We start from the raw sequence: 22515 nt of genomic DNA, 5'->3' as shown, positions 1-22515 counted from the left end.
GGTCACGCTCGCGCAGCGAAGGCCGTCTATGGCCGCTCGGTCGTTGTCTCAGCCGAGCGCCTCAACAAGGTCGCGGCAGGCTCGTTCACAGCGACGGCATACGTCGGCGCACACGCGGCAATGCTCATGTTTGGGCGCATGCTTGTCGCATTCGTCTGCGCTCGTCTTACAGGAGATGGCGCACGTTTGGAGCACCGTTGTTGTCAGGTTGGCGTCGTAGCCTGTGTGCCGGGACAGGACGCGGCCGGTTGTGGCGCAGACATCCGAGCAGTCAAGGCAAGTACGGATGCATTTAGTTAAGTGATTGACGTCGTCTTCACTGAGGCAGGCGTCTGCACACGCGGTGCAGGCTTGGTCACATTCGATACAGGCCTCGATGCATGCGACCAGCTTGGCCCAGTCGATGCGACCTAGGTCTCGTGGATAGGTCTCAAGCATTCTCCTGGCGGCGCTCACCATGTTCTCCTTGCTCGGGGCGATGGTTATCCCACACACACAACAGAACACGCTGCGCGGGCGTAGACGTTAAGAGCATGGCGCGCAAAGGGGTGAACTGTCGTCGCCCACCCCCGTGACTCACCCGGGTGGTTGACGACAGAAGAATCGTCAAAACCGGTCGATCGGATCGGCAAGTTCACCGCAGCAGTCGATGTGAACCGTTCGGCGTCGAGTTCGCGAATGGCGTTCTGCGACGACGCGCCGGTCCTCATGTCGACACCTCGCCCGGTGAGAGCGATTCACTTGGACTTCAACAGTTTTTGTCATCGACGGCCCCACATACAAAGTGGGCAGGTGAGTTGCCACGACCTCGACGACCGGGCCGATCGCCGAGGTCGACCGCGAAGCGCAGCCGCCAGCATGTCGTCGGTGCCGAGGGCACTGCGCTCACCCGGACGAATTGCGCCAACGGGTGATGACCACTCACCCTGCGCTGGTGAACGCTGGCACCAGACGGCGAGCGGAGGGTCTGTGGAGGCAAGGAAATACCGTACCTGCGGTAATAGCTGCGCGAGGCGGGAATCGGTCCAAGAGGCAACGGCGCCGGACGGCTCGTTGAGCGCTGAATTTGAAAGGGCCCTCATCCCGCTCCTCGAGCCTCTCTACCGGCAAGCTCTTCGGATGACCTCCAATCGAACGGATGCGGAGGATCTGGTGCAAGAAACGGTGCTCAACGCTTATGCCGGTCTGCGGACATTCGAGCCAGGAACGAACCTCGCAGCTTGGCTGCGGCGAATCATGACCAACGCCTATATCAGCAGTTATCGGAGGCAAAAGCGCCGTCCCATGCAACATCCGGTTGGCGAGATCACCGATCGACAGCTAGTGGCCAGTGCCCCGCGCAGTCCCGCGGGCCTACAGTCGGCCGAAGACCAGGCGCTCGAATTGCTGCTAGACCCGTACCTCAAGAAGGCAATGATGGTCTTACCTGAGCACTTTCGCATCACTGTCTATTTCGCTGACATAGCGGGATACTCCTACAAAGAGATCGCCGCCATGACAGGCACCCGTCAAGGAACGGTAGGTTCGAGGCTCACCCGCGGACGAAAACAATTGCGCGATTTATTACTCGACTCGCCAGTCGACCATGCCGCCAGGACAATCGATAAGGCCCCGAGCCGGGGACCCCGACGGCGTGCAATTGTTAGCGACGCCATGCTCAGTGGAGATCATTCACCGGGCGATGATCGCTGACGGTCCTGGTCCCTGGGACAGCCTAGCCCCAATACAGTACCGCCGGACGTTCGTCAGAGGACCTCGCAACTTGGTCCTCATAGCGCCAATAACTGTGCATGGCAACCGAAGTTGCCAGTATGGCTATGGCAGGCGCGCCACTACCTGCGCTCCGCCAGCACCGCCGCCATCCCGCCTAGCGCGGACGCAGCCGCTCGCAGCTCCTCCTTGTTTGTTAGATCGAGTCTCTGCCTCACTCGTACACACTCCAGTGGCAGCTATCGCTTATTCGCTCGTGTGCGCACGAAGTGGGCCTCACTCCGCATGCGGTCGATCATGTGTGGATAGTGCAGCTCGAACGCGGGCCGCTCAGAGCGGATGCGCGGCAATTCAGTGAAGTTATGCCGTGGGGGTGGGCTGCTGGTGGCCCACTCGAGCGAATTGCCGTGGCCCCAGGGGTCGTCGACGGTCACCGGTTCGCCGTATCGCCAGCTACGGAAAACGTTCCACACGAACGGCAGCATCGAAGCACCGAGGATGAGCGCGCCGAGGGTTGAAACGACATTGAGTGTGGTGAACCCGTCGGTGGGCAGGTAGTCGGCGTAGCGCCGTGGCATCCCCTTATTGCCGAGCCAGTGCTGCACCAGAAACGTTGTGTGGAACCCGATCAGCGTCAGCCAGAAGTGCAACTTGCCCAGCCGTTCGTCGAGTAGCCGGCCGGTCATCTTGGGGAACCAGAAATACACTCCGGCGTAAGTGGCGAACACGATTGTGCCAAACAGCACATAGTGGAAGTGGGCGACCACAAAGTACGTGTCGGTGACGTGAAAGTCGATTGGTGGGCTGGCTAGCAGCACGCCCGACAAGCCGCCGAGCAGAAAGGTCACTAGGAAACCCGCTGCGAAAAGCATGGGGGTCTCGAAGGTCAACTGACCCTTCCACATTGTACCGATCCAGTTGACGAACTTGATTCCGGTGGGAACCGCAATCAGGTAGGTGGCGAAGGAAAAAAACGGGAGCAGCACTGCACCGGTGGCATACAGGTGGTGCGCCCACACGGCGATCGACAGCGCCCCGATGCCGATGGTGGCGTAAACCATGGTGAAGTAGCCGAACAACGGTTTGCGGGCGAATACGGGGATGACTTCGGTGATGATACCGAAGAAGGGCAGCGCGATGATGTAGACCTCGGGGTGGCCGAAGAACCAGAACATGTGCTGCCACAACAGGACTCCGCCGTTGGCCGGGTCGAACGCGTGCGCGCCAAGGTGACGGTCGGCGGCCAACCCGAACAACGCCGCCGTCAGGAGCGGGAACGCCACCAGCACCATGATGCTGGTGACCAGGATGTTCCAGGTGAAGATCGGCATCCGGAACATCGTCATGCCCGGGGCACGCAGACACACCACAGTAGTGATCATGTTGACACCACCCAGGATGGTGCCCAAGCCGCCGACGATGAGCCCGACAATCCACAGGTCACCTCCAGGGCCTGGCGAATGGATTGCGTCGGAAAGCGGGGTGTAGGCGGTCCACCCAAAATCTGCCGGGCCGCCGGGGGCGAGGAAGCCGGCCAAGGCAATGACCGCACCCAACACGAAGAGCCAGAACGACAGCGCGTTGAGCCGAGGGAAGGCGACGTCGGGCGCGCCGATCTGCAGGGGCAGCACAAGGTTGGCGAACCCGAACACGATGGGGGTCGCATAAAAGAGCAGCATGACTGTGCCGTGCATCGTGAACAGTTGGTTGTACTGCTCGTTGGATAGGAACTGCAGCCCGGGCGCGGCCAGTTCGGCGCGGATCAGGAGTGCCATGAACCCGCCGAAGAAAAAGAACGTAAAGCACGCGACGACATACATCATCCCGATCACCTTGTGATCGGTCGTGGTGACCAGCCGGTAGATCAGACCACCCTTGGGGCGGACACGCTCTGGGAACGGCCGGCTGGCCCGAAGCCCTCCCAATGGCGGCGCCGAAGCGGACATCAGATCGGTCTCCTGGATAGCTGAAAGTTGAATTCTGACTGGGGGTTCAGCGCCGGAGTGCCCGAGACCAGGATGCCGCGAACTTGGCGACCCCATCGTGTTCCAGCACGGCGAACACGTTAGGCAGATCGATTCCGACCGCAGTCAGCCGGTCGAACACCTCCTGCGCCTGCGCCACTGTGCCAGTCATGGTTTCGCCGGCGATGTAGCCGTGGTCGGCTACCGCCTCTAGTGTCGGCTCCGGAATGGTGCTGACGGTGTTTGGTGCCACGAGTTCGGTGATATACATCGTGTCGGGATAGGCGGTGTTCTTAACCCCGGTGGAGGCCCACAGCAGTCGTTGCACGCGGGCACCCGCGGAGCGCAGCGCGGTGAAGCGTGGTTCGCGTTCAAAGACCTGTTGGTGGGCGGCGTAGGCCAACCGCGCGTTGGCGACTCCCGCCTGCCCTCGGAGTGCGAGCGCCCGATCGGTGCCGACCGCCTCAAGCCGCTTGTCGACTTCGGTGTCTAGGCGAGATACGAACAATGATGCCACCGAATGAATTTGAGTTAGATCAGCACCAGCATGCTGCGCGGCCTGGATGCCGGCCAAATAGGCGTCCATGACCGCTCGGTGCCGCTCTACGGAAAAGATCAGTGTCACGTTCACCGAGACACCTTTGGCCAGCGCCGCTGTGATCGCGGGTAGCCCCTCGGCGGTCGCCGGTATTTTGACTAGCACGTTGGGCCGGTCGACGATCTTGGCCAACTCGACGGCCTGCGCGACCGTCGCATCGGTGTCGTGGGCCAGTGACGGATCGACTTCGATGGACACCCGTCCGTCGATGCCGTCGGAGTTCTCCCATTGCGCGCGCAGCACATCGCAGGCAGCCCGGACGTCGTCGGTGATCGCCGTGCGCACCGCGGTGTCGATGTCCACACCGCGTCCAGTCAGCTCTTCGATCTGGCCATCGTAGGCGCGGCCGTGGGAAAGTGCGCGCTCAAAGGTCGACGGGTTAGTGGTAACGCCGACAACGCTTCTCGTGTGGATGAGTCGTCTCAACTTGCCGGAACGAAGCAGCGGGCGCGACAAGTCATCCAGCCAGACCGACACCCCCGCCGCCGATAGCGCTGCCAAATTCGGGTTCTGAGTCACCACGTCACCGCCGGTCGCCGGCGACTGGCCCGAAGTAAGACCCTCGCCGCAGCCCATGCGGCGCCGTAGAGGACCAACGGCGCATACGCGCTCAACAGCACCTGCCGATCCGGTTGAGTCGTGGGTCCCCGGTTATGCATATTCCGCCGCCACTGCTCCACCGCCCGCACCGTCACCTCGGCTGGGTAGTGTCCATTCGGGACGGATGTAGTGGCAGGTATAGCCGGATGGATAGCGCTGCAAGTAGTTCTGGTGCTCGGGCTCGGCTTCCCAGAACTCGCCTGCCGGGTTGACCTCGGTAACGACCTTGCCCGGCCATCGCCCCGAATCGTCGATGTCGGCGATGGTGTTCAGTGCGATTTGCTTTTGCTCGTCGTCCAGATAGAAGATTGCGGACCGGTAGCTCGTCCCGACATCATTGCCCTGACGGTTCTTGGTGGTCGGATCGTGGACCTGGAAGAAAAATTCCAGCAGCGCCCGGTAATTGGTCTCGTCCGGGTCGTAGGTGATTTCGAGTGCCTCGGCATGGCCCGGGTGATGCCCGTAGGTGGGATGCCTGTTGGAGCCCCCGGTGTAGCCGACACGGGTGGACACCACGCCGGGCTGCCGGCGGAACAGGTCTTCCATGCCCCAAAAGCACCCGCCGGCAAGAACTGCGATCTTGTTATGGTGCGTCATGGGCGCTGCTCGCTGACGCTCAGGCGTTGTTCAGAAGCGTCTTTCGCGAACAAGGCCAGATATTGGCCGTAGCCCTGAGCTTCCAGGTCGTCGCGGTGAATGAATCGCAACGACGCCGAGTTGATGCAGTAGCGCAAACCGCCGGCTTCTGTGGGGCCGTCGGGGAATACGTGCCCCAGATGGCTGTCTGCGCGGGCCGACCGCACCTCGACTCGATCCATGAAGTGACTGCGATCGCGCCGCGCAACGATATTGTCCGCGCTGATGGGCTGGGTAAAACTTGGCCAGCCGGTTCCGCTGTCGAATTTGTTCACCGAGGCGAAAAGCGGTTCGCCAGAGACGATGTCGACGTAGATACCCGGTTCGTGATTGTTGCAATACTCGCCCGTGAACGGGGGCTCCGTGCCGTTCTCCTGGGTGACGTGGTACTGCTCGGGGCTCAGCGCGTCGACCGCGGCGGGGTCCTTGCTGTATTGGTGTGACACCTGGTCTCCTTCGTTTGCCTAGGCTTGTGTTGACGCGCTTCGTGTTTCGGACAATCCCACGTCGCTGCCGAGGTTAGTTGCGGCCGGCCATGATGCCGCCGTCAACGTTGAGAATCGCGCCGGTGACCCAGCTGGCCTCATCGGACAACAGATACGTCACCGCGTTGGCGACGTCGGCCGGGGTGCCGACTCGTCCCAGCGGATGAAGCGGCGCGAAAGTGTCAAGCGTGGCGTCGATCTCGTCCTTGGGGAGGAAGCCCTCGTAGAGCGGGGTCTTGACGACGGCGGGTGCCACCGCGTTGACGCGGATCTTGTGCTCGGCAAGCTCGAGGGCCAGGTTGTGGGTGAGCGCATGCAGGCCCGCCTTTTGCATCGAATATCCCGACGACGGCGTTAGGCCGATCGCCTGATGCGCCCACATGCTGCCGATGTTGACGATGGCCCCACCCTCACCGCGGGCGATCATGCCCTCGACGACGGTCTGCGTCAGGAAGAACAGCGCATAGTTGAGATCCATGTACGAGTCGTAATCCTGTGCGTCGTACGCGAGAAACGGCTTGGGGATGAAGAATCCCGCCGCGTTGACCAACAGTGTGGCGTCGCTGTGCTCCTCGGAAAGCGCCCGTTGCACGTCGGCGACCGCACCGCGATCCGTCAGCTCGGCGGTGATGCCCCAAGCTTGACTACCATCGCGGGTCAGCTCGGCCAGGGTATCGTCGACACGGTCTTTCGACCGGCCGACGATCACCGCGCTGCCACCGTGGTGCACGATATCGACGGCGACCTGCCGGCCCATGCCGGCGCTGCCTCCGACGACGATGACCTTCTTGGAATCGAAGTGCATGGTGAGACCCTTCTGTTAATCACTTTCGACGACTCCTGCCGGGCCATCCGGTGGCTTGCCGGCAAAAGAGTTGACGCCCTGGCGGCGACGACCTGCGCCACCTATATCGGCGTTGAAACTGAGGTCAGTCTGCTGTCCGGCGGGGTGTGCCGTCATCACCCCCGCGTCGTTTCACCCGGGTGAGTTCTGAAGCCGAGTCCTTCGGTTGACGGCCACCAGGTCGTCAACATCGGCTGTCGGTCCTTGTTTGTGGCCACGCGGCACCAGCGGCCATCGCGGTCCGAATTGCCTACTACCACAATCTATTTGATGATGACGCACGTTCAAACGACGGTATCGCAAAGTACCGCCACCAATCGGCTCGTCCTCCGGCGGGTCCGGCGACGCTACCGTTTGTGGGCTCCGGCGACGGTGACGATGCCTCGGTGGTGTCGCGGGTGGCGATACGGGTATACGAGTCACCAGCAATTCCGGCGAGCTCGATTTGGCTGCTGCGGTAGCGCAGATAAACGCGTAACCGCAGTTCGAGGGGCGGAGGAACACGCCTACACTGGCTTCCAGCACTAGCGGTGGCGGGGACTGTGGATACCACAACTTGGACCTCTTCGGCCCACCCACTTCACGTCGGTGGGTGGTGGCCTGAGTGACCACCGCGGGGCCGGCGGGGCAGGTACGCACACCGCCGATTCGTGGCCGCGCGGCTGAGCAGGAAGTGATCGGCGCGCTGGTCGCGGCTGTCGCTCAGGGGCGCGGGGGCGTGTTGGTCATCGAGGGGCCGCCCGGGATAGGGAAAAGTCGTCTGTTGACCGAGGTCATGGCGCGCGCCCAAAAGGCCGGTGTTCGGGCGCTGTTCGGCGAGGCCTTCGAGTACCAGCAGACTGTGCCATTTTTCTCGCTGTTCATGGCGACCCTGCGCGCGGATCCGCCCGTCGGTGATGCGGAGGCTCTGCGCCGCTTGGGCACGTCGGCCGATCTGAGCTACTGGGTGGTGCGCGATTTACAGGCTGCGATACATGCGGCAGCGTCCCGAAAACCCTTGGCGATTCTCCTCGAGGACATCCACTGGGCCGATAACGCCACCCTGCTTGCGCTGCGGTCGCTGGCGACGAGGACCGATGCCCCGGTGCTGTGGGTGTTTACTGCACGAACCGGCGCCGGCGGGCCTGCCGTTCGCGAGACGCTCACGGCGCTTGAACGCGAGGATGCCAGGTTTCTGCGGTTGACGGCAATGACACCGAGCGCCGTCGCCGACATCGTGGAGGACGCCGTGCGCGCCAATGCGGATTCGTCACTGCTGAGTCTGGCCGACAAGGCGCACGGCAACCCGTTCGTGCTGACGGAGCTGCTGCGGGGGCTGCACGAGGAGGGCAGGCTCGACCTCAGCGGCGGCCGCGCGGTCGCCTCCGGGGACGCGCTGCCGCGACGGCTCAGCGACACCATGCAGCAACGACTCGACAAGCTCTCGCACGCTGCGAGCCAAGTCGTGCGGGTAGCGGCAGTTCTGCCCGACCGATTCTCGGCCCGGCTGCTCGCCGCGATGCTGGAACGCCGACCGGCCGCTTTGGTATCGGCGGTGGAGGAGGCGGTACGCGCCGACCTGCTGATCGAAGACGGTGAGCAGATGAGGTTTCGCCATGATCTGCTCCGCGAAGCGACGCGGCAGTCTTTGCCCCGGGCGCTGCGGCGAGCGATGGAGCGGCAATCGGCAACCGTCATGCTCGACATGGGCGCCGCGCCTGAGGAGGTCGCAACGCAGCTCGCTCGCAGCGCTGAGGTGGGCGATCAGGCTGCGATCGCCGCACTCCGCGAAGCCGCTCAGTCCGTCGCCAACAGCGATCCGGGCGCGGCGGCGGATTTGAGTAAGCGCGCTTTGGAGCTTCAGCCTGCGCAAGACCCGGGGCGTGGGCCACTCGTCACGGAAACGATCGTGCTACTCAATCGCGCCACGCGCTATGAGGAGGCGCAAAGGTTGGCTAGCACTACCCTGTCGGCCGCGGTGGAGCCCGAAGAAGAGGCCAAGATTCTCCTCCGGCTCCGGACGGCGATCACAGATACGACGACGCGACACATCGAAGAGAACCGCCGCGCACTTCAGTTGCCGGACCTGAGCGACGTCACCCGGGCACGTCACCGCGCATGGCTGGCGTACAACCTGACGATGTACGGCCAGCATGGACAGGACAGCGCGGCAGCCAACGACGCGGCGGTCGCCGCCGCATCCACGGGCGATCTCGAGTCGAGAATTCTCTCCGCCGTAGCACTTGCCTACCTCGACTGCGCGGATGGGTATGCGGTCCGCGGTCTACGCCGCGTTGAGGAACTTCGAGCGCTGCCCCCCGCGGGCGATATGACCACGCATAACCTCGCCGCATGCCACCTGGCAAACCTGCTTGCCGTGGTTGGAAGGTTGGAAGACGCCGCGGCGCTGATCGCGACCAGCACAGAAGCATCGCAAAAGGAACGCGATGGAATGGCGCTCCACATCTGGGCCTTGATGGCGGGGGTGGTGTGGCTGGCTGAGGGCCGGTTGTCGGCTGCCCGTGCCGCGATCGAGCGCCTGCCAACGCCGGAGCGACCGGGGTCGACTTTTGTCAACGCAATGCGCATGTTCACCCTGGCGGAGGTGGCGGCGCGGACCGACGACCGAACGCTGTTGGTGGAGACAATGAACGAGGCGCGCGACGCGTACTCCAACGGTTCACCTGCTGTGCGTCGCGGATCGGCGTGCGCGCTGGGTCTGGCGGCGTGGCAGCGCGACGACGTTCATGAAGCGGTTCGCTGGCTCGGCGACGATATCCCGCTACTTATGACACCGTTCTTGCCCACCGTCTTGGATCAGCTCACCTTGACCGCGCGCGTGGCGTCCGCCGCCGGTGATGCCGGCCTGCGGGCGCGTCTCCTGGACGCCGTTGAGGCGCTCGAACGTGAGCGGCCGGGGGTGCGGTTGTTCTCGACAGTCGCGCAACACACCCGCGGGATCCTCGAGCGTGATGCCGAGGGGTTGGTGGCTGCAGCGGAATCGCTGCACTCGTCGGCGCGTCCGCTGCTATACGCGAGCGCTGCCGAGGACGCCGGCGCCCAGCTGAGTCGCACACAACACAACGCCGAGGCGCTCGAGCTCCTGAATGCGGCATTCGACACATACATCGAGTGCGAAGCGATTGCCGATGCCCGCCGGGTCGGCCGCACGCTACGCCGATCAGGCGTGGAACGGCGCATCACGCACCCGCGGGCAAGAACCGGCTGGGACAGCCTCACCGACTCCGAACTCAAGGTCATCAACCTCATCGCCGAAGGCGCGACCAACCGCTCCGTCGCGCAGCAACTACACCTCTCCCCTAACACCGTGAAGACGCATCTACACAATGCCTTCGCCAAACTCGGCATCGCGTCGCGCGCAGAATTGGCGCAGCTCATCCGTGGCGCTAATCGATCGATAGCAAATGGGACGCGCGAGGTCGGCGGGCTAGAATGACGTCCACTTGAGTGGCAGTCCGGCAGATCGTGAACAGGACACCCGATGGGGGCTTCAACTGGCATTTTCGATGTCGGTGGTCAGCGGCTGGTCACTCCGCCGATCCGGGGGCGCTCAGACGAGCTCAAACTGATCGGCACCCTGATCGCCGCGGTCGCTCAGGGGCGCGGGGGCGTCCTGGTCATCGAGGGTCCGCCCGGCATCGGAAAAAGCCGGTTGCTGACCGAGGTGTTGGTGCTGGCAGACAAGTCTGGGGTACGCACCCTCTTCGGGGAGGCGTTCGAGTATCAGCAAACGGTGCCGTTTTTCTCGTTGTTCATGGCCACCCTCAACGCCGATCCCCCGGTGGGCGACGCCGAGGCGCTGCGCCAGCTAGGCGGCTCGGCCGATTTGCGCTATTGGGTGGTGCACGATTTAGCCGACGCCATTCACGTTGCCGCAGCACAGAGCCCGCTGGTCATTGTGCTCGAGGACATTCACTGGGCCGATAACGGCACGCTGTTGGCGCTGCGGTCGATGGCCACCGCGCGGCCGGATGCCGCGGTGTTATGGGTATTCACTGCCCGCACCGGCGCCGGTGGGCCGGCCGTGCAGGAGACCTTGTCTGTGCTGCAACGCGCGAATGCCACATTCCTGCGATTGGGAGCCATCACGCCCGATGCGGTCGCCGACATGGTCCAAGACGCCGTTCGCGCGAAAGCCGATGTGTCGCTGCTGAATCTGGCCGCCAAGGCCCACGGAAACCCATTTTTGGTCAGCGAGCTTGTCGGAGGGCTGGGCGAGGAAGACCGATTGAACGTTCGCGGCGGGCGGGCAGTCGCCACGGGACATGGGCTTCCGCGGCGTCTGGCAGTCAGTATGCAGCAGCGATTGGACGTGCTCTCCGATACTGCTTCGGAGGTGGTACGAGTGGCCGCGGTGCTGCCGGACCGGTTTTCGGTGGAACTGTTGGCCGCGATGCTGGAACGGTCGCCGGCATCCTTGCTGTCGGCGCTGGAGGAGGCGGTGCGCGCGGACCTCTTCGTCGAAGACGGCGAGCGGTTGAGGTTTCGGCACGACCTGCTGCGCGAGGCGACCCGGCAGTCGTTGCCGCAGTCATTGCGCCGGGCGATGGAGCGTCAGTCGGCGTCGGTCATGCTGGGGATGGGCGCGGCGCCGGCCGAGGTGGCCACCCAGCTGGCACGCAGCGCGGAACCGGGAGACCGCGAGGCGATTGACGCGCTGCGCCAAGCCGCGCAGGCGGTCGGCCGCGGCGACGCGAGCGCGGCCGCGGACTTGAGCAAGCGCGCGTTGGAGCTGTTGCCCGCTGACGACGCCGAGCATGCTTCCCTGGTCGGGGAGACGGTGGGATGGCTCAACCGGGCCAGCCGCTATGACGAGGCCGAAGCATTGGCCGACGTGGCGCTCTCGGAGGCGGCCTCGCCCGAAGTAGAGGCGGAAATCCGTCTCCGTCTACCGGTGCACACGAAGCACACTGACCAGCGGCGGGTGGCGGAGAATCGGCGCGCGCTTGACTTGAGCGGTATCAGCGAGGTCACCCGCGCACGGCATCTGGCTTGGCTCGCGTACAACCTGATATTCGACGAGGGCGGACAACGGCGCGCGGCCGCCGACGAAGCGGCCGCGGCCGCGGCGGTCACCGGTGATCTGGAGGCCAAGATCATGGCCGGCGTCACCCACGCTCTGCTCGATGCCGGCGAGGGGTACACATCGCGCGCGCTACACCGTTTCGATGAGCTTTGGCCGCTCGCCCGCACGAATGAAACGGCGTTGGCGCATGCGTATGCCGGAATGTACAACGCAAACCTGCTGGCAGTCGTCGGCCGGTTGGACGACGCCGCGGCCCGGGTTGCCGACGGCATAGGGCAAGCCCGCCAAGAAGGCAACGCGATGGCCCTCGCCATGTGGGCCGTCTTCAGCGGACTTGTCCACCTCGCTGCGGGCCGGCTGTCGGCCGCTCGCGACGCGACGGAGTCCCTTCCGCCCCCACAGCCGACAGGGGCAACCGAGCACGACGTCCTCCGCACGGTGATTCTCGCCGAGGTGGCGGTGCACACCGATGACCGGAACCTGCTGCAGCAGATGGTCAATGATGCGCGCCAAGCGCACTCCGCTGGCTCCGCCGGCATTCGACGCGGCTCGGCGTATGTGCTTGCGCGGGCGGCGTGGCAGCGCGACGACATTCACGACGCGACGCGCTGGCTCGGCGACGTCATCCTTTTGGCGACACCTCTGTTCCCCCACGCACTGGTTCGGCTGATCTTGGGTGCGCGGGTGGCCTCGGCCGCTGGTGATGCCGGCTTGCGCGCGCGGGTCCTGCAGGCCACCGAGGTGCTTGAGCGTGAGCAGCCTGCGGTGCCCCTCTTCGCCGCGGTGGCCGGATATGCCCGCGGCATCCTCGAACACGATGCCCAGGCCTTGGTGGCTGTTGCGGAGTCACTTCGCGCATTCCCGCGCCCGCTGCTCTACGCCAGCGCCGCCGAGGACGCCGGCGGCGAGCTGAGTCGCACGCAGCGCAACGCCGAGGCACTCGACCAGCTGAACGCGGCGTTCGACACTTACATCGAGTGTGGGGCGACCGCCGATGCCCGCCGCGTCGGCCGCATGCTGCGCAGCTTGGGCGCGGAACGGCGCATCGCCACGCACCCGCGGACAAAAACCGGCTGGGACAGCCTCACCGACTCCGAACTAAAGATCGTCAACCTGATCGCCGAAGGGGCGACCAACCGCTCCGTCGCGCAGCAACTGAACCTGTCCCCCCACACCGTGAAGACCCACGTGCACAACGCATTTGCAAAACTGGGCATTACTTCCCGCGCCCAATTGGCGCAGCTCATGCGCGGCGCTGATTGACCAGCCCGTCAAATATCCAGGCCACTACGCATACACCGCCCCGGCCCTAATGATCATCCGCTGGTCGATGGTGACGGCCGCGCCGCGCTGCCAACGTAGTGATTGAGCCTGATTGTTGTCACCGCCGCCGTTCAACGGGAACCGACGACCGAGAGCAACGACATGGGGAATCGAGAGAACGATGATGAGCACGTTGTTGGGAATGTTGATGATGTTGCCGGTGGTGTTCGGCGTCGGTGGGTACGTGTTGGTGTCCCGACGGTCGTGATGGGTCGGCGGAGCCGATACATCGATGCAGGAGAGGAGAAGTACGGTGAGCGGGCAGAGCGTGAGCGCGGCTCACGAGAAAATCCTCGAGCCTTTAGCGGGACGCGGGTCCGCCGGCCAAAGCGGGAACCTCAGGCGTGCGCCGGAGGTAATCACCGAAAACGCTTCTGGTTCAATAGCCTCACCGCGATCGCCGCGCCGAACGAGCCCGCCCGACCCCGCAGCGAAGAACAGGGAATCGGAGAGGCCGGCGCCCACCCAGGATGCGGCAACGCCGAGTGTTGGCGTCCGGACGCTCGGTCCAATCGATTCGGAGAGTTCGGGGAGTTCGCACATGACCGGCTCGGATGGCGTCAGAGGCAACGGCTTTGGAGAAGCCGCCGCGCGGGCGGTCCTGCTCGGCACCAAGCTGCACATCCCTGCCATCGGGGCCCAACTCGTTCACCGGACCACCTTGCTTGACGCATTGTCGTCGGGGCGCCGCCGCAGGCTGACACTGCTGAGTGCGCCGGCGGGATGGGGCAAGACGACATTGCTGGCTCAGTGGGTCCTCGGGGCGGACGAGGATCAGCGATTCGGCTGGCTGTCCCTCGATTCCTCCGACAACGACCCGGTGTGGTTCTGGATGTACGTGATCGCCGCGCTGCAGAAGATCAGTCCCGGGGTGGGGATACGCGCGGTTGAACTGCTGGCGATGGGCGCCGACCCGGTGCAGGTCGTTCTGCCGACCCTGCTGAATGATCTGGACACTGTCGATGGTCCGATGGCGCTCATCCTCGACGACTATCACCTGGTGGTCAGTCGAGCGGTCCATGAGCAGCTTGCGTTCTTTATCACCCGGATGCCGGCCGATCTTCACTTGGTGTTGGCCACCCGATCGGATCCGATGCTGCCGCTGGCTCGGCTGCGGGCCAGCGGCGATCTTGCCGAGATGCGTACTGACGATTTACGTTTCGGGCCTGATGAGGCGGTCCATCTACTGAACGGTGTCCTCGGACTGGACCTGGCCGACGAAGATATCCAGCTCTTACACCGACGCACCGAAGGCTGGGCTGCCGGCCTGTACCTTGCCGCCCTTTCCCTTGCAGGCCGTGTTGATGCGCCGGCGTTCATCAGAACATTCGCGGGCGACAACCGTCATATCGTCGACTACTTGATGGCCGAGGTGCTCGAGGGTCAGCCACCTGAATTGCGCAGCTTTCTCCTACGTACCTCGATCTTGGGGCGACTCAGCGGTCCGCTGTGCGACGCGATGTTGCAAACATCCGGTTCGGCCTCAATCTTGGAGAGGATCGAGCGTGAAAACCTGTTTGTGGTGCCGCTGGACATGTCTCGTCACTGGTATCGCTATCACCAACTGTTCGGAGAATTGTTACGCACCGAGCTGCGTCGTTCGGAGCCGGATTTGGTCCCCGAGCTGCACCGACGAGCCGCAGCATGGTTCGAGCGCGAGGGGCTGATCGACGAGGCGGTCCGCCACCTGGTCGCCGGCGGTGACAACGAGCGCAGTACTGATCTGATTGCCGCGGACTGGGTCGACGAGTTCAACGGGGGCGGCTTGTCGACCGTCTCCGGCATGCTTGACCTGCTTCCCGAGGAGACCGTTCTACAGGATCCGCGGCTGAGCGTGGCCCGTGCCTGGATGGCCCTCAGTGTTGGCCAACTCGATGATGCCGCTGAGTGGATCGATGCGGTTGAGGCCGGATCAGCGGGCGACACCGCCGACGCCCGCGCCATCAGCGCTCAAGCCGTCGTCTTGCGCGCGGTTCACTTGCTCAAGACGGCTGAAGTCACCGCGGCGCTCGAGGCGGCTCGCCGCGCCGTCACCCTCGATCTCGCCGAAGCGCCGTTGGGCCGATCAATCGGCTACTGCGTCTTCGGATCCGCACTGTACTTTTCGGGCAGCACCGACGAGGCACAAGCCGCGTTCCAGCGGGCCGTACAGCTGGCCGAAAATGTGGGTGACCGTCGCGCCCGCAGCCACGCGCTGGGCCATCTGGCGCTGATTTCGGCGGAAAATGGCAGGCTCGCAGACGCCGAACGTCAGATCCGCCGGGCTTCCGGCAGCTCCCGGCCCCTGGCGGACGCAGAACACCTTGTGGACGTGATGGTGTCGCTCGCCACGGCCGAAGTCCTCCGTACGCGGGGCGAATTGGCCGCAGCGGCGGCCGCCGCCGACATCGCCGTCGCGTCGGCGCGCCAAGGTGGGGCAATCCTCGAGGTGGCCAAGACGCTGTTGGTCAGGGCGAAGATCGCCGAGCAACTGGGAGACCACCAAACCGCAGCGCCCATCTACGAAGAGGTCGACAACCTGGTGGGCGGTTGCGCGGACGCCGGAATCACCGCGACGCTGCCCGCTTCGGCCGAACGCAACGCGGGCGCTGCGGTGACTTCGCGCAGGGAAGGGAGCGCACTCGGCGAGGAGCTGACCCCCAAGGAGTTCGAGGTTCTTCGCCTGCTCGCCACCCGGCTTTCGCGGCGTGAGATCGGTGAGCGGCTTTACGTCTCGCTCAATACCGTGAAGAGCCACCAGCGCGCCGTTTACCGCAAGCTCGGCGTGGAGCATCGCAGCGCGGCGGTTAGCCGGGCGCGAGAACTCGGCCTGCTTTAATTCCGCGCGGACCGTGCCCGGCTGCGCCGATCGAGCCGTCCACGAAAACTCGCGGCGAATCATCGCGCCTAGGAAAAGCCCCTTGCTAATCACCCGGGTGAACAGACAGTCGGGCGATGACGATTCACCCGACAACGCGGCAACCTTGTCAGAACAACGCAGCGGTAGCCACCGCCACGAAGACCGGGAACGGAACCACGACATGCCTACGGTGATACCGCCATGAGGCCGCAGACGCCGGTCGATGCCCGTGTTGCGATCACGGGCGGCAACCCCACGCCCGTGCCGCGCTGGGTGCCTTCGACCACGCCGAACCCCGGGAGCCTTGGTTCGCCGGCGCAATCCGACCCGCCGATGGACCCGCCGTTTATCTCCGACGAGGACATGGCGTGGTCGCTGGTCGATGCGGTGAAGCCGTGTTTGACCGACTATGAGCGCACGGTAGCTTTCGTCGAATTAGGCTGCGGGGAAGGCTATCTCGTGATCAAGCACATCCTCACCGCGCTCCTGTCCACCCCGGCAACGTTGCCGCTGGCGATCCTCGCGAAGCTGAGCGGCTGGCTCAATGGCTACGCCGGTTGCCCAGAAGAGCCGCACATGCGGATGATGCTCGCCCTGATTTGCCTGCAGCGGTGCGAGGTCAGGGAGACGGCGTGATTGAGCATCGCCACCTCGACTGGGACGCCGACACGCGCCGCATCCGGACAACCCGGCTGGTGTTGCGCCCGTGGCAACTCGATGACGACATCGACGCGTACGCCATTTACGGCGCGCCCGAAGTGGCACGTTGGCTGTGTCCGGCCTTGTGCTCCATCGTCGGTCGGACCGAAATGCGTCGTGTCCTGGGGACGTGGGTCACCGAGAGCGACCCGACAGGGCTGCCGCTCGGTCGCTGGGCGATCACCGACAAACGCTCTGGAGACGTGATTGGGGGCGTGGCCCTGCTTCCGCTGCCGCCCGGTGGCACGGATCTAGAGATCGGCTGGCAGCTGTGTCCGAAGGTCTGGGGCTACGGTTACGGCGCGGAAGCCGGTCACGCGGTTGCCCATCTGGCATTCGAAAACCTCGGTGTCAGCGAGGTTTTCGCGGTCGTTCGACCGGGGAATCGCCGCGGTGTGGCTACTGCCCGGCGGGTGGGGATGGAATGGGTCGGTGAGACCGACAAGTACTACAACCTCACGCTACAGGTCTACCGCCTGACAAAGGCCGACCTGGACCTACCGGAGCCGGCGTGTGCGCGATGAATTCGACGGAATGACATGCTAGCCCGCCCGCCGGCTGATCGTCCCCTCACCCGGGTGGATTGCACGCGGGGGTGAGGACAACTCACCCCCCGCGCAGAGATAGTGGTCGCTGAATTGAGCCGCGTCCGAAGCCGCCGCGCAACGCACAGAACGGAAGACCGCATGTCACAGAATGAGGCCACCACCATGACGCGCGCTGGGCGGGGAAAATCCCGAGCAGCCGGCGTCGCGCCACTCGTCGCGCGGTATGGCCTGGTCATAGTACTGGCGTGGTTCGGCGCAATGAAATTCACTGACTATGAATCCCAAGGTATTTCGCATTGGGTCGCCCACAGCCCGTTCTTGAATTGGGTTTACGAAACCATGTCGATCGACACCTTTGGTCGATTGAACGGATCAGTGGAACTGATCACCGCGGCGCTGCTGGCCGTCAAGCCCTGGTTCCCGAAAGCGTCGGTGGTGGGCGGCATATTCGCCTCCCTGTTCTTCGTGATCACGCTGAGTTTCATGGTCACCACGCCCGGCGTCGGTGAGGCGTCCGCCGGTGGCTTTCCCGTTTTGTCCGCCGACGGAGAATTCTTGATGAAGGACATCGCGCTCCTCGGCTTAGCGTTGTGGCTGCTGGTGGACGCCGTCGACGCGGCCCGTGAACAGGCGGGCGTCGCCGCATCAAGCTGGCAGACCCCCTGACTGAGTTGCGAATGAGGAGGAAACTGGCGCGCGGCCACGCCCAGCTCGCCGGGACGTCAAGCCATGCGGCAGAACAGGAGCCAAGTTGACCACCCCAGCCGGCGATCACTACGACCTCCTCGTCCTCGGCGCCGGCTCCGGAGGATATGTGGCAGCCATCCGCGCGGCCCAGCTTGGCATGACTGTCGGGATAGTCGAGGAACGCTATTGGGGCGGGGTGTGCCTCAACACGGGGTGCGTCCCCTCAAAGGCGTTGCTGCGCAACGCAGAAATTGCCTCCATCATCACCCACCAGTTTGCCACGTTCGGCATCTCCGGCGACGTTAGTCTCGACTACGCCCGTGCCCTGTCACGTAGCCGCGAAGTCGCCGAGGCTCGGGTCCGCGGCGTGCACTTCCTGATGCGCAAGAACAACATCGTCGAGATCGACGGCCGTGGCCGATTCACCGGTTCCCACAGCCTCCACATCGACCTGCGCGAGGGGAACAGCACATTGGTGACCTTCGACCACGCCGTCATCGCGACCGGATCGCGCGTGCGCATGCTGCCAGGGCTTGCCCTCACCGACAACATCGTCACCTACGAACAGCAGATTCTCAGCGCCGATCTGCCCGAGTCGATCGTGATCATCGGCGGTGGCAGCATCGGCATGGAATTCGCCTACATCCTGCACAGTTACGGCGTAAATGTCGAGATCCTCGAATTCGCCGACCGTGTCCTTCCTGGCGAAGATGCGGACGTTTCACGAGAACTTCAGCGGCACTACCGGCGGCGCGGGATCGCGATTCACACACGCACCCGCGTGGACAAGGTCATCGACCATGGCGACCACGTTGTCGTCAGCCATACCAGCGCTGACGGAACGTCCGCCGTCGCACAAGCCACGCGGGCCTTCATCTGCATCGGATTTCGTCCCAACGTCGAGGGAATCGGTCTCGACACCGCTGGTGTGCGTCTCACCGCCGGTGGCGCTATCGACATCGACGATCAGATGCGAACATCCGCGCCGCACATCTACGCCGTCGGTGACGTCACCGCCAAAGTTCAACTGGCCCACGTCGCTTCCGCCCAAGGCGTGATCGCCGCCGAAACTATCGCCGGCGTCGAGACGATGCCGCTGGACTACCGGATGATGCCGCGCGTGACGTTCTGCCAGCCGCAAGTCGCCAGCTTCGGATACACCGAAGAACAGGCCCGCGCGGCCGGTCATCGCTTGCGGGTCGCAACATTTCCTATGCAGGCCAGCGCCAAGGCCCACGGCCTAGGTGAGCGCGGCGGTTTCATCAAGGTGGTCGCCGACGACGCGTACGGCGAGATCCTAGGCGCGCACCTGGTGGGCAGCGAAGTCAGCGAACTTCTGCCGGAATTGACGCTCGCGCAGTTGTGGGACCTCACCGCCACCGAGCTGGCACGAAATGTGCACACCCATCCCACACTCGGTGAAGGGCTACAGGAGTGCTTTCACGCCCTGACTGGGAACGCCATCAATCTGTGAGTGACGCCACCGCCCGGCCGGTGATCTGGGTTACGAGACGGTGAATTCTCGCTGCAAGCGGGTATCCCGGGCTCAACATCTCTAGGTAACGATCGGAGCCGCGTCGATGTCTGCCAGCACGGTGAAGCCTCGGCTGGCCCAGATCGCGCTCGTCGCGGTGGTGGCTTTCATCGCGTTGAGCGTCGCCATGTGCCACTCGGGTGGCACGGCAAGCAACACCGGCACCACCGCGAAACCGACCGTGACGGCGACCCCGCGCAGCCCGGCCGCCGCCCCGGTGCCGCCGCCGGCCCCCGCTCCGCCGCCTCCCGCCAAGGATTACGTCGAGGGCCTGGTCCAGTCGGTGACCGGCGGCACGATCCAGCTCAGGACGCGGACCGGGTCGGCCACGGTGGACTTCACGCCGCAGACCAGGGTCGTCGAGACCTCGCCGGCCCAGCTCGCCGACGTCACCCCCGGCAGCTGCGTCAACGTGCGCGCCACCCCGCAGAGCGCGCCCACCCCCGGCGCGGTCACCGCCCAATCGGTGACGGTCACCCCGGCCGTCGACGGCAAGTGCCCGCCGCCGGCCGGGTTCTACGGCACGGTCAGCTCGGTTTCCGGCAACACGATCGCGGTCAGCGGTATCGGCCCCCAACCGACGCCCACGAACGTGACGGTCGCGGACACGACGTCCTACCAGAAGCAGACGGCTTCGGACGCCCAGGCGATCACGAACGGAAAGTGCATGGGGGCGCAGGGAACTCAGGACGCCGGCGTGCTGCACGCGATGACCATCAGCCTGGAGACGTGCCCGCCGATGGGGCATCCGCACCACCACCTGCACCTGCCCCACCTCCCCTTCCACCTTTAGTGGCGATCGCGAGCGCGGCGTAGCCGGGCGCGGCGGGTCGCCGCCATCGGAACAAGTGGCGATCGCGAGCGCGGCGTAGCCGGGCGCGGCGGGTCGCCACCATCGGAACAAGTGGCGATCGCGAGCGCGGCGTAGCCGGGCGCGGCGGGTCGCCACCATGGGGTCAAGAGGGGACGCGCGGGACTCAGACGGTGAAGCCGAGGGCGCGCAGCTGCTCGCGACCGTCCTCGGTGATCTTGTCGGGTCCCCACGGCGGGTTCCACACCCAGTTGATCCGCAGGTCGTCGACCAGACCGCTGCCGACCAGCGCGCTGCGCGATTGGTCCTCGATGACGTCGGTCAGCGGGCAGGCCGCCGACGTCAACGTCATGTCGATCAGGGCGACGGTTCCCTCGTCGCCCTCCTCCACGTTGAGGCCGTAAACCAGGCCGAGATCGACGACATTGATGCCCAATTCGGGGTCGACGACGTCGCGCATCGCCTCCTCGACGTCGGCGAGGAACTCGTCGTTCGGTGCGGTGGTTTCGCTCATTTTTGGTCCTCCTCGAAGCCTGCGCTGGCCTGAGCCAGGGCGTCCTTGAAAGCCATCCAGCCGAGCAGCGCGCACTTAACCCGCGCCGGGTATTTGGCGACGCCGGCGAACGCGACCCCGTCGCCCAACACGTCCTCGTCACCGTCGATCGTGCCGCGCGAGGACACCATCTCGCTGAACGCGGTGGTGGTCTTGAGTGCCTCCCCGACGCTGCGGCCGATCACCTGCTGGGTCAGCACTGACGTCGACGCCTGGCTGATCGAGCAGCCCTGCCCGTCGTACGAGACGTCGGTGATGGTTTCACCGTCGTCGGACAGCGCAACCCGCAGGGTGATCTCGTCACCGCAGACGGGGTTGACGTGGTACACCTGCGCGCCGAACGGCTCCCGCAGCCCCCGGTGCTGCGGGTGCTTGTAGTGATCGAGGATCACGTCCTGATAGATCTGTTCGAGGCGCAACGTCAGTCTCTCCCAAAGAAATCCAGCGCGCGTCGCACGCCGGCCACCAGTCGCTCGACCTCGTCGTGGGTGTTGTAGACCGCGAACGACGCCCGCGCGGTGGCCGCCACGCCGAACCGGCGGTGCAACGGCAACGCGCAGTGGTGGCCCACCCGCACCGCCACGCCGTCGTCGTCGAGCACCTGGCCGACGTCGTGGGCATGCACGCCGTCGACGACGAACGCCACCGGGGAGCCCCGGTTCTCCATCGACGTCGGCCCGACGATGCGCAGGCCTTCGATGCCGGACAGGCCGTCGATGGCCGCGGCGACCAGCTCGCGTTCGTGGGCCTCCACCGCGTCCATGCCGATGGCGTCGAGATAGCGTGCGGCGGCTGCCAATCCGACCACCTGGGAGGTCATCGGGGTGCCGGCCTCGAAGCGCTGCGGCGGCGCCGCGTAGGTGCTGACCTCCATGGCGACCGTCTCGATCATCGAACCGCCGGTGAGAAACGGCGGCGCGGACGACAACAGCTCGCCACGCCCGTACAGCACGCCGATCCCGGTGGGGCCCAGCATCTTGTGGCCGGAGAACGCGGCGAAGTCGACGTCGAGCGCATGGAAATCGACCGGCCGGTGCGGCACCGACTGGCAGGCGTCCAGCACGGTCAGCGCGCCCACGGCCTTGGCGCGCCCGACCAGCTCGCCCACCGGCGCGACGGCGCCGGTGACGTTCGAATGGTGGCTGAACGCAAGCACTTTGACTCGCTCGTCGAGTTGCAGCGAGTCGAGATCGATGCGCCCGTCATCCGTGACGCCGTACCAGCGCAACGTCGCCCCGGTGCGCCGGGCCAGCTCCTGCCACGGGACCAGGTTGGCGTGGTGCTCGAGCTCGGTTGTCACGATGACATCGCCGGACCCGACGGCGTGCTCGAAACGGTTGTCGCCCAGCACGTATGAAACCAGGTTGAGCGCCTCGGTGGCGTTCTTGGTGAACACCAGCTCGTCGGCGTCGGCGCCCACGAAGGCCGCGATGTCGGACCGCCCCTGCTCGTAGGCGTCCGTAGCCTCCTCCATCAGCTGGTGCGCCCCGCGATGCACCGCGCCGTTGGAGGTCAGCAGAAATTCCCGCTCGGCGTCGAGCACCTGCAGCGGACGCTGCGAGGTCGCGCCGGAATCCAAGTACGCCAACTGGTTTCCCCCGCGCATGATGCGTTTGAGGATCGGGAAGTCGGCCCGGATGGCCGCGACATCCAACATC

At 64.9% G+C, this 22515-nt stretch carries 18 protein-coding genes and 1 pseudogene; 9 read left to right on the top strand and 10 right to left on the bottom strand.

The window, feature by feature from the left end; all coding sequences use genetic code 11:
* Positions 1–48: 48 nt before the first annotated feature.
* Complete coding sequence (locus A5712_RS29955) at positions 49–438, bottom strand: four-helix bundle copper-binding protein (protein WP_197519276.1); 390 nt, start codon at positions 436–438, stop codon at positions 49–51.
* A 531-nt stretch (positions 439–969) separates the two neighbouring features.
* Between A5712_RS29955 and A5712_RS29950 the strand changes: the two genes are divergently transcribed.
* Positions 970–1692 carry a sigma-70 family RNA polymerase sigma factor gene (locus A5712_RS29950; protein WP_255404390.1) on the top strand — a complete coding sequence of 241 codons (723 nt, stop codon included), beginning with the start codon at positions 970–972 and terminating at the stop codon, positions 1690–1692.
* Positions 1693–1949: 257 nt separating this feature from the next.
* Here A5712_RS29950 and ctaD read toward each other — a convergent pair whose 3' ends face one another.
* The 5 genes from ctaD to A5712_RS02165 all read right to left on the bottom strand — a co-directional run bounded on the left by ctaD (position 1950) and on the right by A5712_RS02165 (position 6798).
* Positions 1950–3656 (bottom strand): cytochrome c oxidase subunit I, encoded by a 1707-nt coding sequence (gene ctaD / locus A5712_RS02185; RefSeq protein WP_068100698.1) that lies wholly within the window; start codon positions 3654–3656, stop codon positions 1950–1952.
* A 46-nt stretch (positions 3657–3702) separates the two neighbouring features.
* Positions 3703–4794, bottom strand: coding sequence for a transaldolase (gene tal / locus A5712_RS02180; RefSeq protein WP_231981921.1), 1092 nt, complete (start codon positions 4792–4794; stop codon positions 3703–3705).
* A gap of 129 nt (positions 4795–4923) precedes the next feature.
* Positions 4924–5469, bottom strand: a complete 546-nt coding sequence (msrA, locus tag A5712_RS02175) for a peptide-methionine (S)-S-oxide reductase MsrA (protein WP_068100696.1) — start codon at positions 5467–5469, stop codon at positions 4924–4926.
* Entirely contained in the window at positions 5466–5954 is a 489-nt protein-coding gene (msrB, locus tag A5712_RS02170) for a peptide-methionine (R)-S-oxide reductase MsrB (RefSeq protein WP_068100693.1), read from the bottom strand. The genes msrA and msrB overlap by 4 nt, the downstream gene beginning before the upstream one ends.
* Before the next feature lie 73 nt (positions 5955–6027).
* Complete coding sequence (locus A5712_RS02165; RefSeq protein WP_068100691.1) at positions 6028–6798, bottom strand: SDR family NAD(P)-dependent oxidoreductase; 771 nt, start codon at positions 6796–6798, stop codon at positions 6028–6030.
* A gap of 643 nt (positions 6799–7441) precedes the next feature.
* Between A5712_RS02165 and A5712_RS02160 the strand changes: the two genes are divergently transcribed.
* On the top strand, positions 7442–10273 hold the full coding sequence (locus tag A5712_RS02160; protein ID WP_068100689.1) for an AAA family ATPase: 2832 nt from the start codon (positions 7442–7444) through the stop codon (positions 10271–10273).
* Between the two features lie 45 nt (positions 10274–10318).
* The gene (locus A5712_RS02155; protein ID WP_068100687.1) at positions 10319–13126 is read left to right on the top strand and encodes an AAA family ATPase; all 2808 of its coding nucleotides are present in this window, start codon (positions 10319–10321) and stop codon (positions 13124–13126) included.
* A gap of 24 nt (positions 13127–13150) precedes the next feature.
* Here A5712_RS02155 and A5712_RS30615 read toward each other — a convergent pair whose 3' ends face one another.
* Entirely contained in the window at positions 13151–13318 is a 168-nt protein-coding gene (locus tag A5712_RS30615; RefSeq protein ID WP_156766369.1) for a hypothetical protein, read from the bottom strand.
* Positions 13319–13727: 409 nt separating this feature from the next.
* Between A5712_RS30615 and A5712_RS02150 the strand changes: the two genes are divergently transcribed.
* The 6 genes from A5712_RS02150 (at position 13728) to A5712_RS02125 (ending at position 20286) form a co-directional block, all read left to right on the top strand.
* A complete protein-coding gene (locus A5712_RS02150) occupies positions 13728–16004 on the top strand; it encodes a LuxR C-terminal-related transcriptional regulator (RefSeq protein ID WP_068100684.1) in 2277 nt (758 codons plus the stop codon).
* Positions 16005–16226: 222 nt separating this feature from the next.
* Positions 16227–16661, top strand: coding sequence for a hypothetical protein (locus A5712_RS02145; RefSeq protein WP_231981919.1), 435 nt, complete (start codon positions 16227–16229; stop codon positions 16659–16661).
* Entirely contained in the window at positions 16658–17248 is a 591-nt protein-coding gene (locus A5712_RS02140; protein WP_068100680.1) for a GNAT family N-acetyltransferase, read from the top strand. The genes A5712_RS02145 and A5712_RS02140 overlap by 4 nt, the downstream gene beginning before the upstream one ends.
* Positions 17249–17410: 162 nt before the next feature.
* Positions 17411–17938, top strand: coding sequence for a YkgB family protein (locus A5712_RS02135; RefSeq protein ID WP_082973225.1), 528 nt, complete (start codon positions 17411–17413; stop codon positions 17936–17938).
* Between the two features lie 85 nt (positions 17939–18023).
* Positions 18024–19433 (top strand): dihydrolipoyl dehydrogenase, encoded by a 1410-nt coding sequence (gene lpdA / locus A5712_RS02130; RefSeq protein WP_068100679.1) that lies wholly within the window; start codon positions 18024–18026, stop codon positions 19431–19433.
* Positions 19434–19539: 106 nt separating this feature from the next.
* Positions 19540–20286 (top strand): DUF5666 domain-containing protein, encoded by a 747-nt coding sequence (locus A5712_RS02125; RefSeq protein ID WP_197519275.1) that lies wholly within the window; start codon positions 19540–19542, stop codon positions 20284–20286.
* Positions 20287–20470: 184 nt separating this feature from the next.
* Here A5712_RS02125 and A5712_RS02120 read toward each other — a convergent pair whose 3' ends face one another.
* The 3 genes and pseudogenes from A5712_RS02120 to A5712_RS02110 all read right to left on the bottom strand — a co-directional run bounded on the left by A5712_RS02120 (position 20471) and on the right by A5712_RS02110 (position 22514).
* The gene (locus tag A5712_RS02120; protein ID WP_066929521.1) at positions 20471–20818 is read right to left on the bottom strand and encodes a metal-sulfur cluster assembly factor; all 348 of its coding nucleotides are present in this window, start codon (positions 20816–20818) and stop codon (positions 20471–20473) included.
* A pseudogene (gene sufU, locus A5712_RS02115) lies at positions 20799–21282 on the bottom strand (Fe-S cluster assembly sulfur transfer protein SufU); the annotation flags it as partial. The pseudogene sufU and the gene A5712_RS02120, both read right to left, overlap by 20 nt.
* Positions 21279–22514, bottom strand: a complete 1236-nt coding sequence (locus A5712_RS02110) for a cysteine desulfurase (protein WP_068100672.1) — start codon at positions 22512–22514, stop codon at positions 21279–21281. The pseudogene sufU and the gene A5712_RS02110, both read right to left, overlap by 4 nt.
* Position 22515 lies beyond the last annotated feature (1 nt).

It is taken from the genome of Mycobacterium sp. E2327 (genome assembly GCF_001672675.1).
Taxonomy (GTDB): Bacteria; Actinomycetota; Actinomycetes; order Mycobacteriales; family Mycobacteriaceae; genus Mycobacterium.
Note: the sequence above shows the minus strand (reverse complement) of the source record. Positions and strands in the feature narration are given on the sequence as shown.

What these genes read in the sequence shown, in the direction of transcription:
- A5712_RS29955 (WP_197519276.1), bottom strand. Translation starts at nt 438, where the DNA reads ATGCTTGAGACCTATCCACGAGACCTAGGTCGCATCGACTGGGCCAAG.
- ctaD (WP_068100698.1), bottom strand. Translation starts at nt 3,656, where the DNA reads ATGTCCGCTTCGGCGCCGCCATTGGGAGGGCTTCGGGCCAGCCGGCCG.
- msrA (WP_068100696.1), bottom strand. Translation starts at nt 5,469, where the DNA reads ATGACGCACCATAACAAGATCGCAGTTCTTGCCGGCGGGTGCTTTTGG.
- A5712_RS02165 (WP_068100691.1), bottom strand. Translation starts at nt 6,798, where the DNA reads ATGCACTTCGATTCCAAGAAGGTCATCGTCGTCGGAGGCAGCGCCGGC.
- A5712_RS02155 (WP_068100687.1), top strand. Translation starts at nt 10,319, where the DNA reads ATGGGGGCTTCAACTGGCATTTTCGATGTCGGTGGTCAGCGGCTGGTC.
- A5712_RS02150 (WP_068100684.1), top strand. Translation starts at nt 13,728, where the DNA reads ATGACCGGCTCGGATGGCGTCAGAGGCAACGGCTTTGGAGAAGCCGCC.
- A5712_RS02145 (WP_231981919.1), top strand. Translation starts at nt 16,227, where the DNA reads ATGAGGCCGCAGACGCCGGTCGATGCCCGTGTTGCGATCACGGGCGGC.
- A5712_RS02135 (WP_082973225.1), top strand. Translation starts at nt 17,411, where the DNA reads ATGTCACAGAATGAGGCCACCACCATGACGCGCGCTGGGCGGGGAAAA.
- A5712_RS02125 (WP_197519275.1), top strand. Translation starts at nt 19,540, where the DNA reads ATGTCTGCCAGCACGGTGAAGCCTCGGCTGGCCCAGATCGCGCTCGTC.
- A5712_RS02120 (WP_066929521.1), bottom strand. Translation starts at nt 20,818, where the DNA reads ATGAGCGAAACCACCGCACCGAACGACGAGTTCCTCGCCGACGTCGAG.
- A5712_RS02110 (WP_068100672.1), bottom strand. Translation starts at nt 22,514, where the DNA reads ATGTTGGATGTCGCGGCCATCCGGGCCGACTTCCCGATCCTCAAACGC.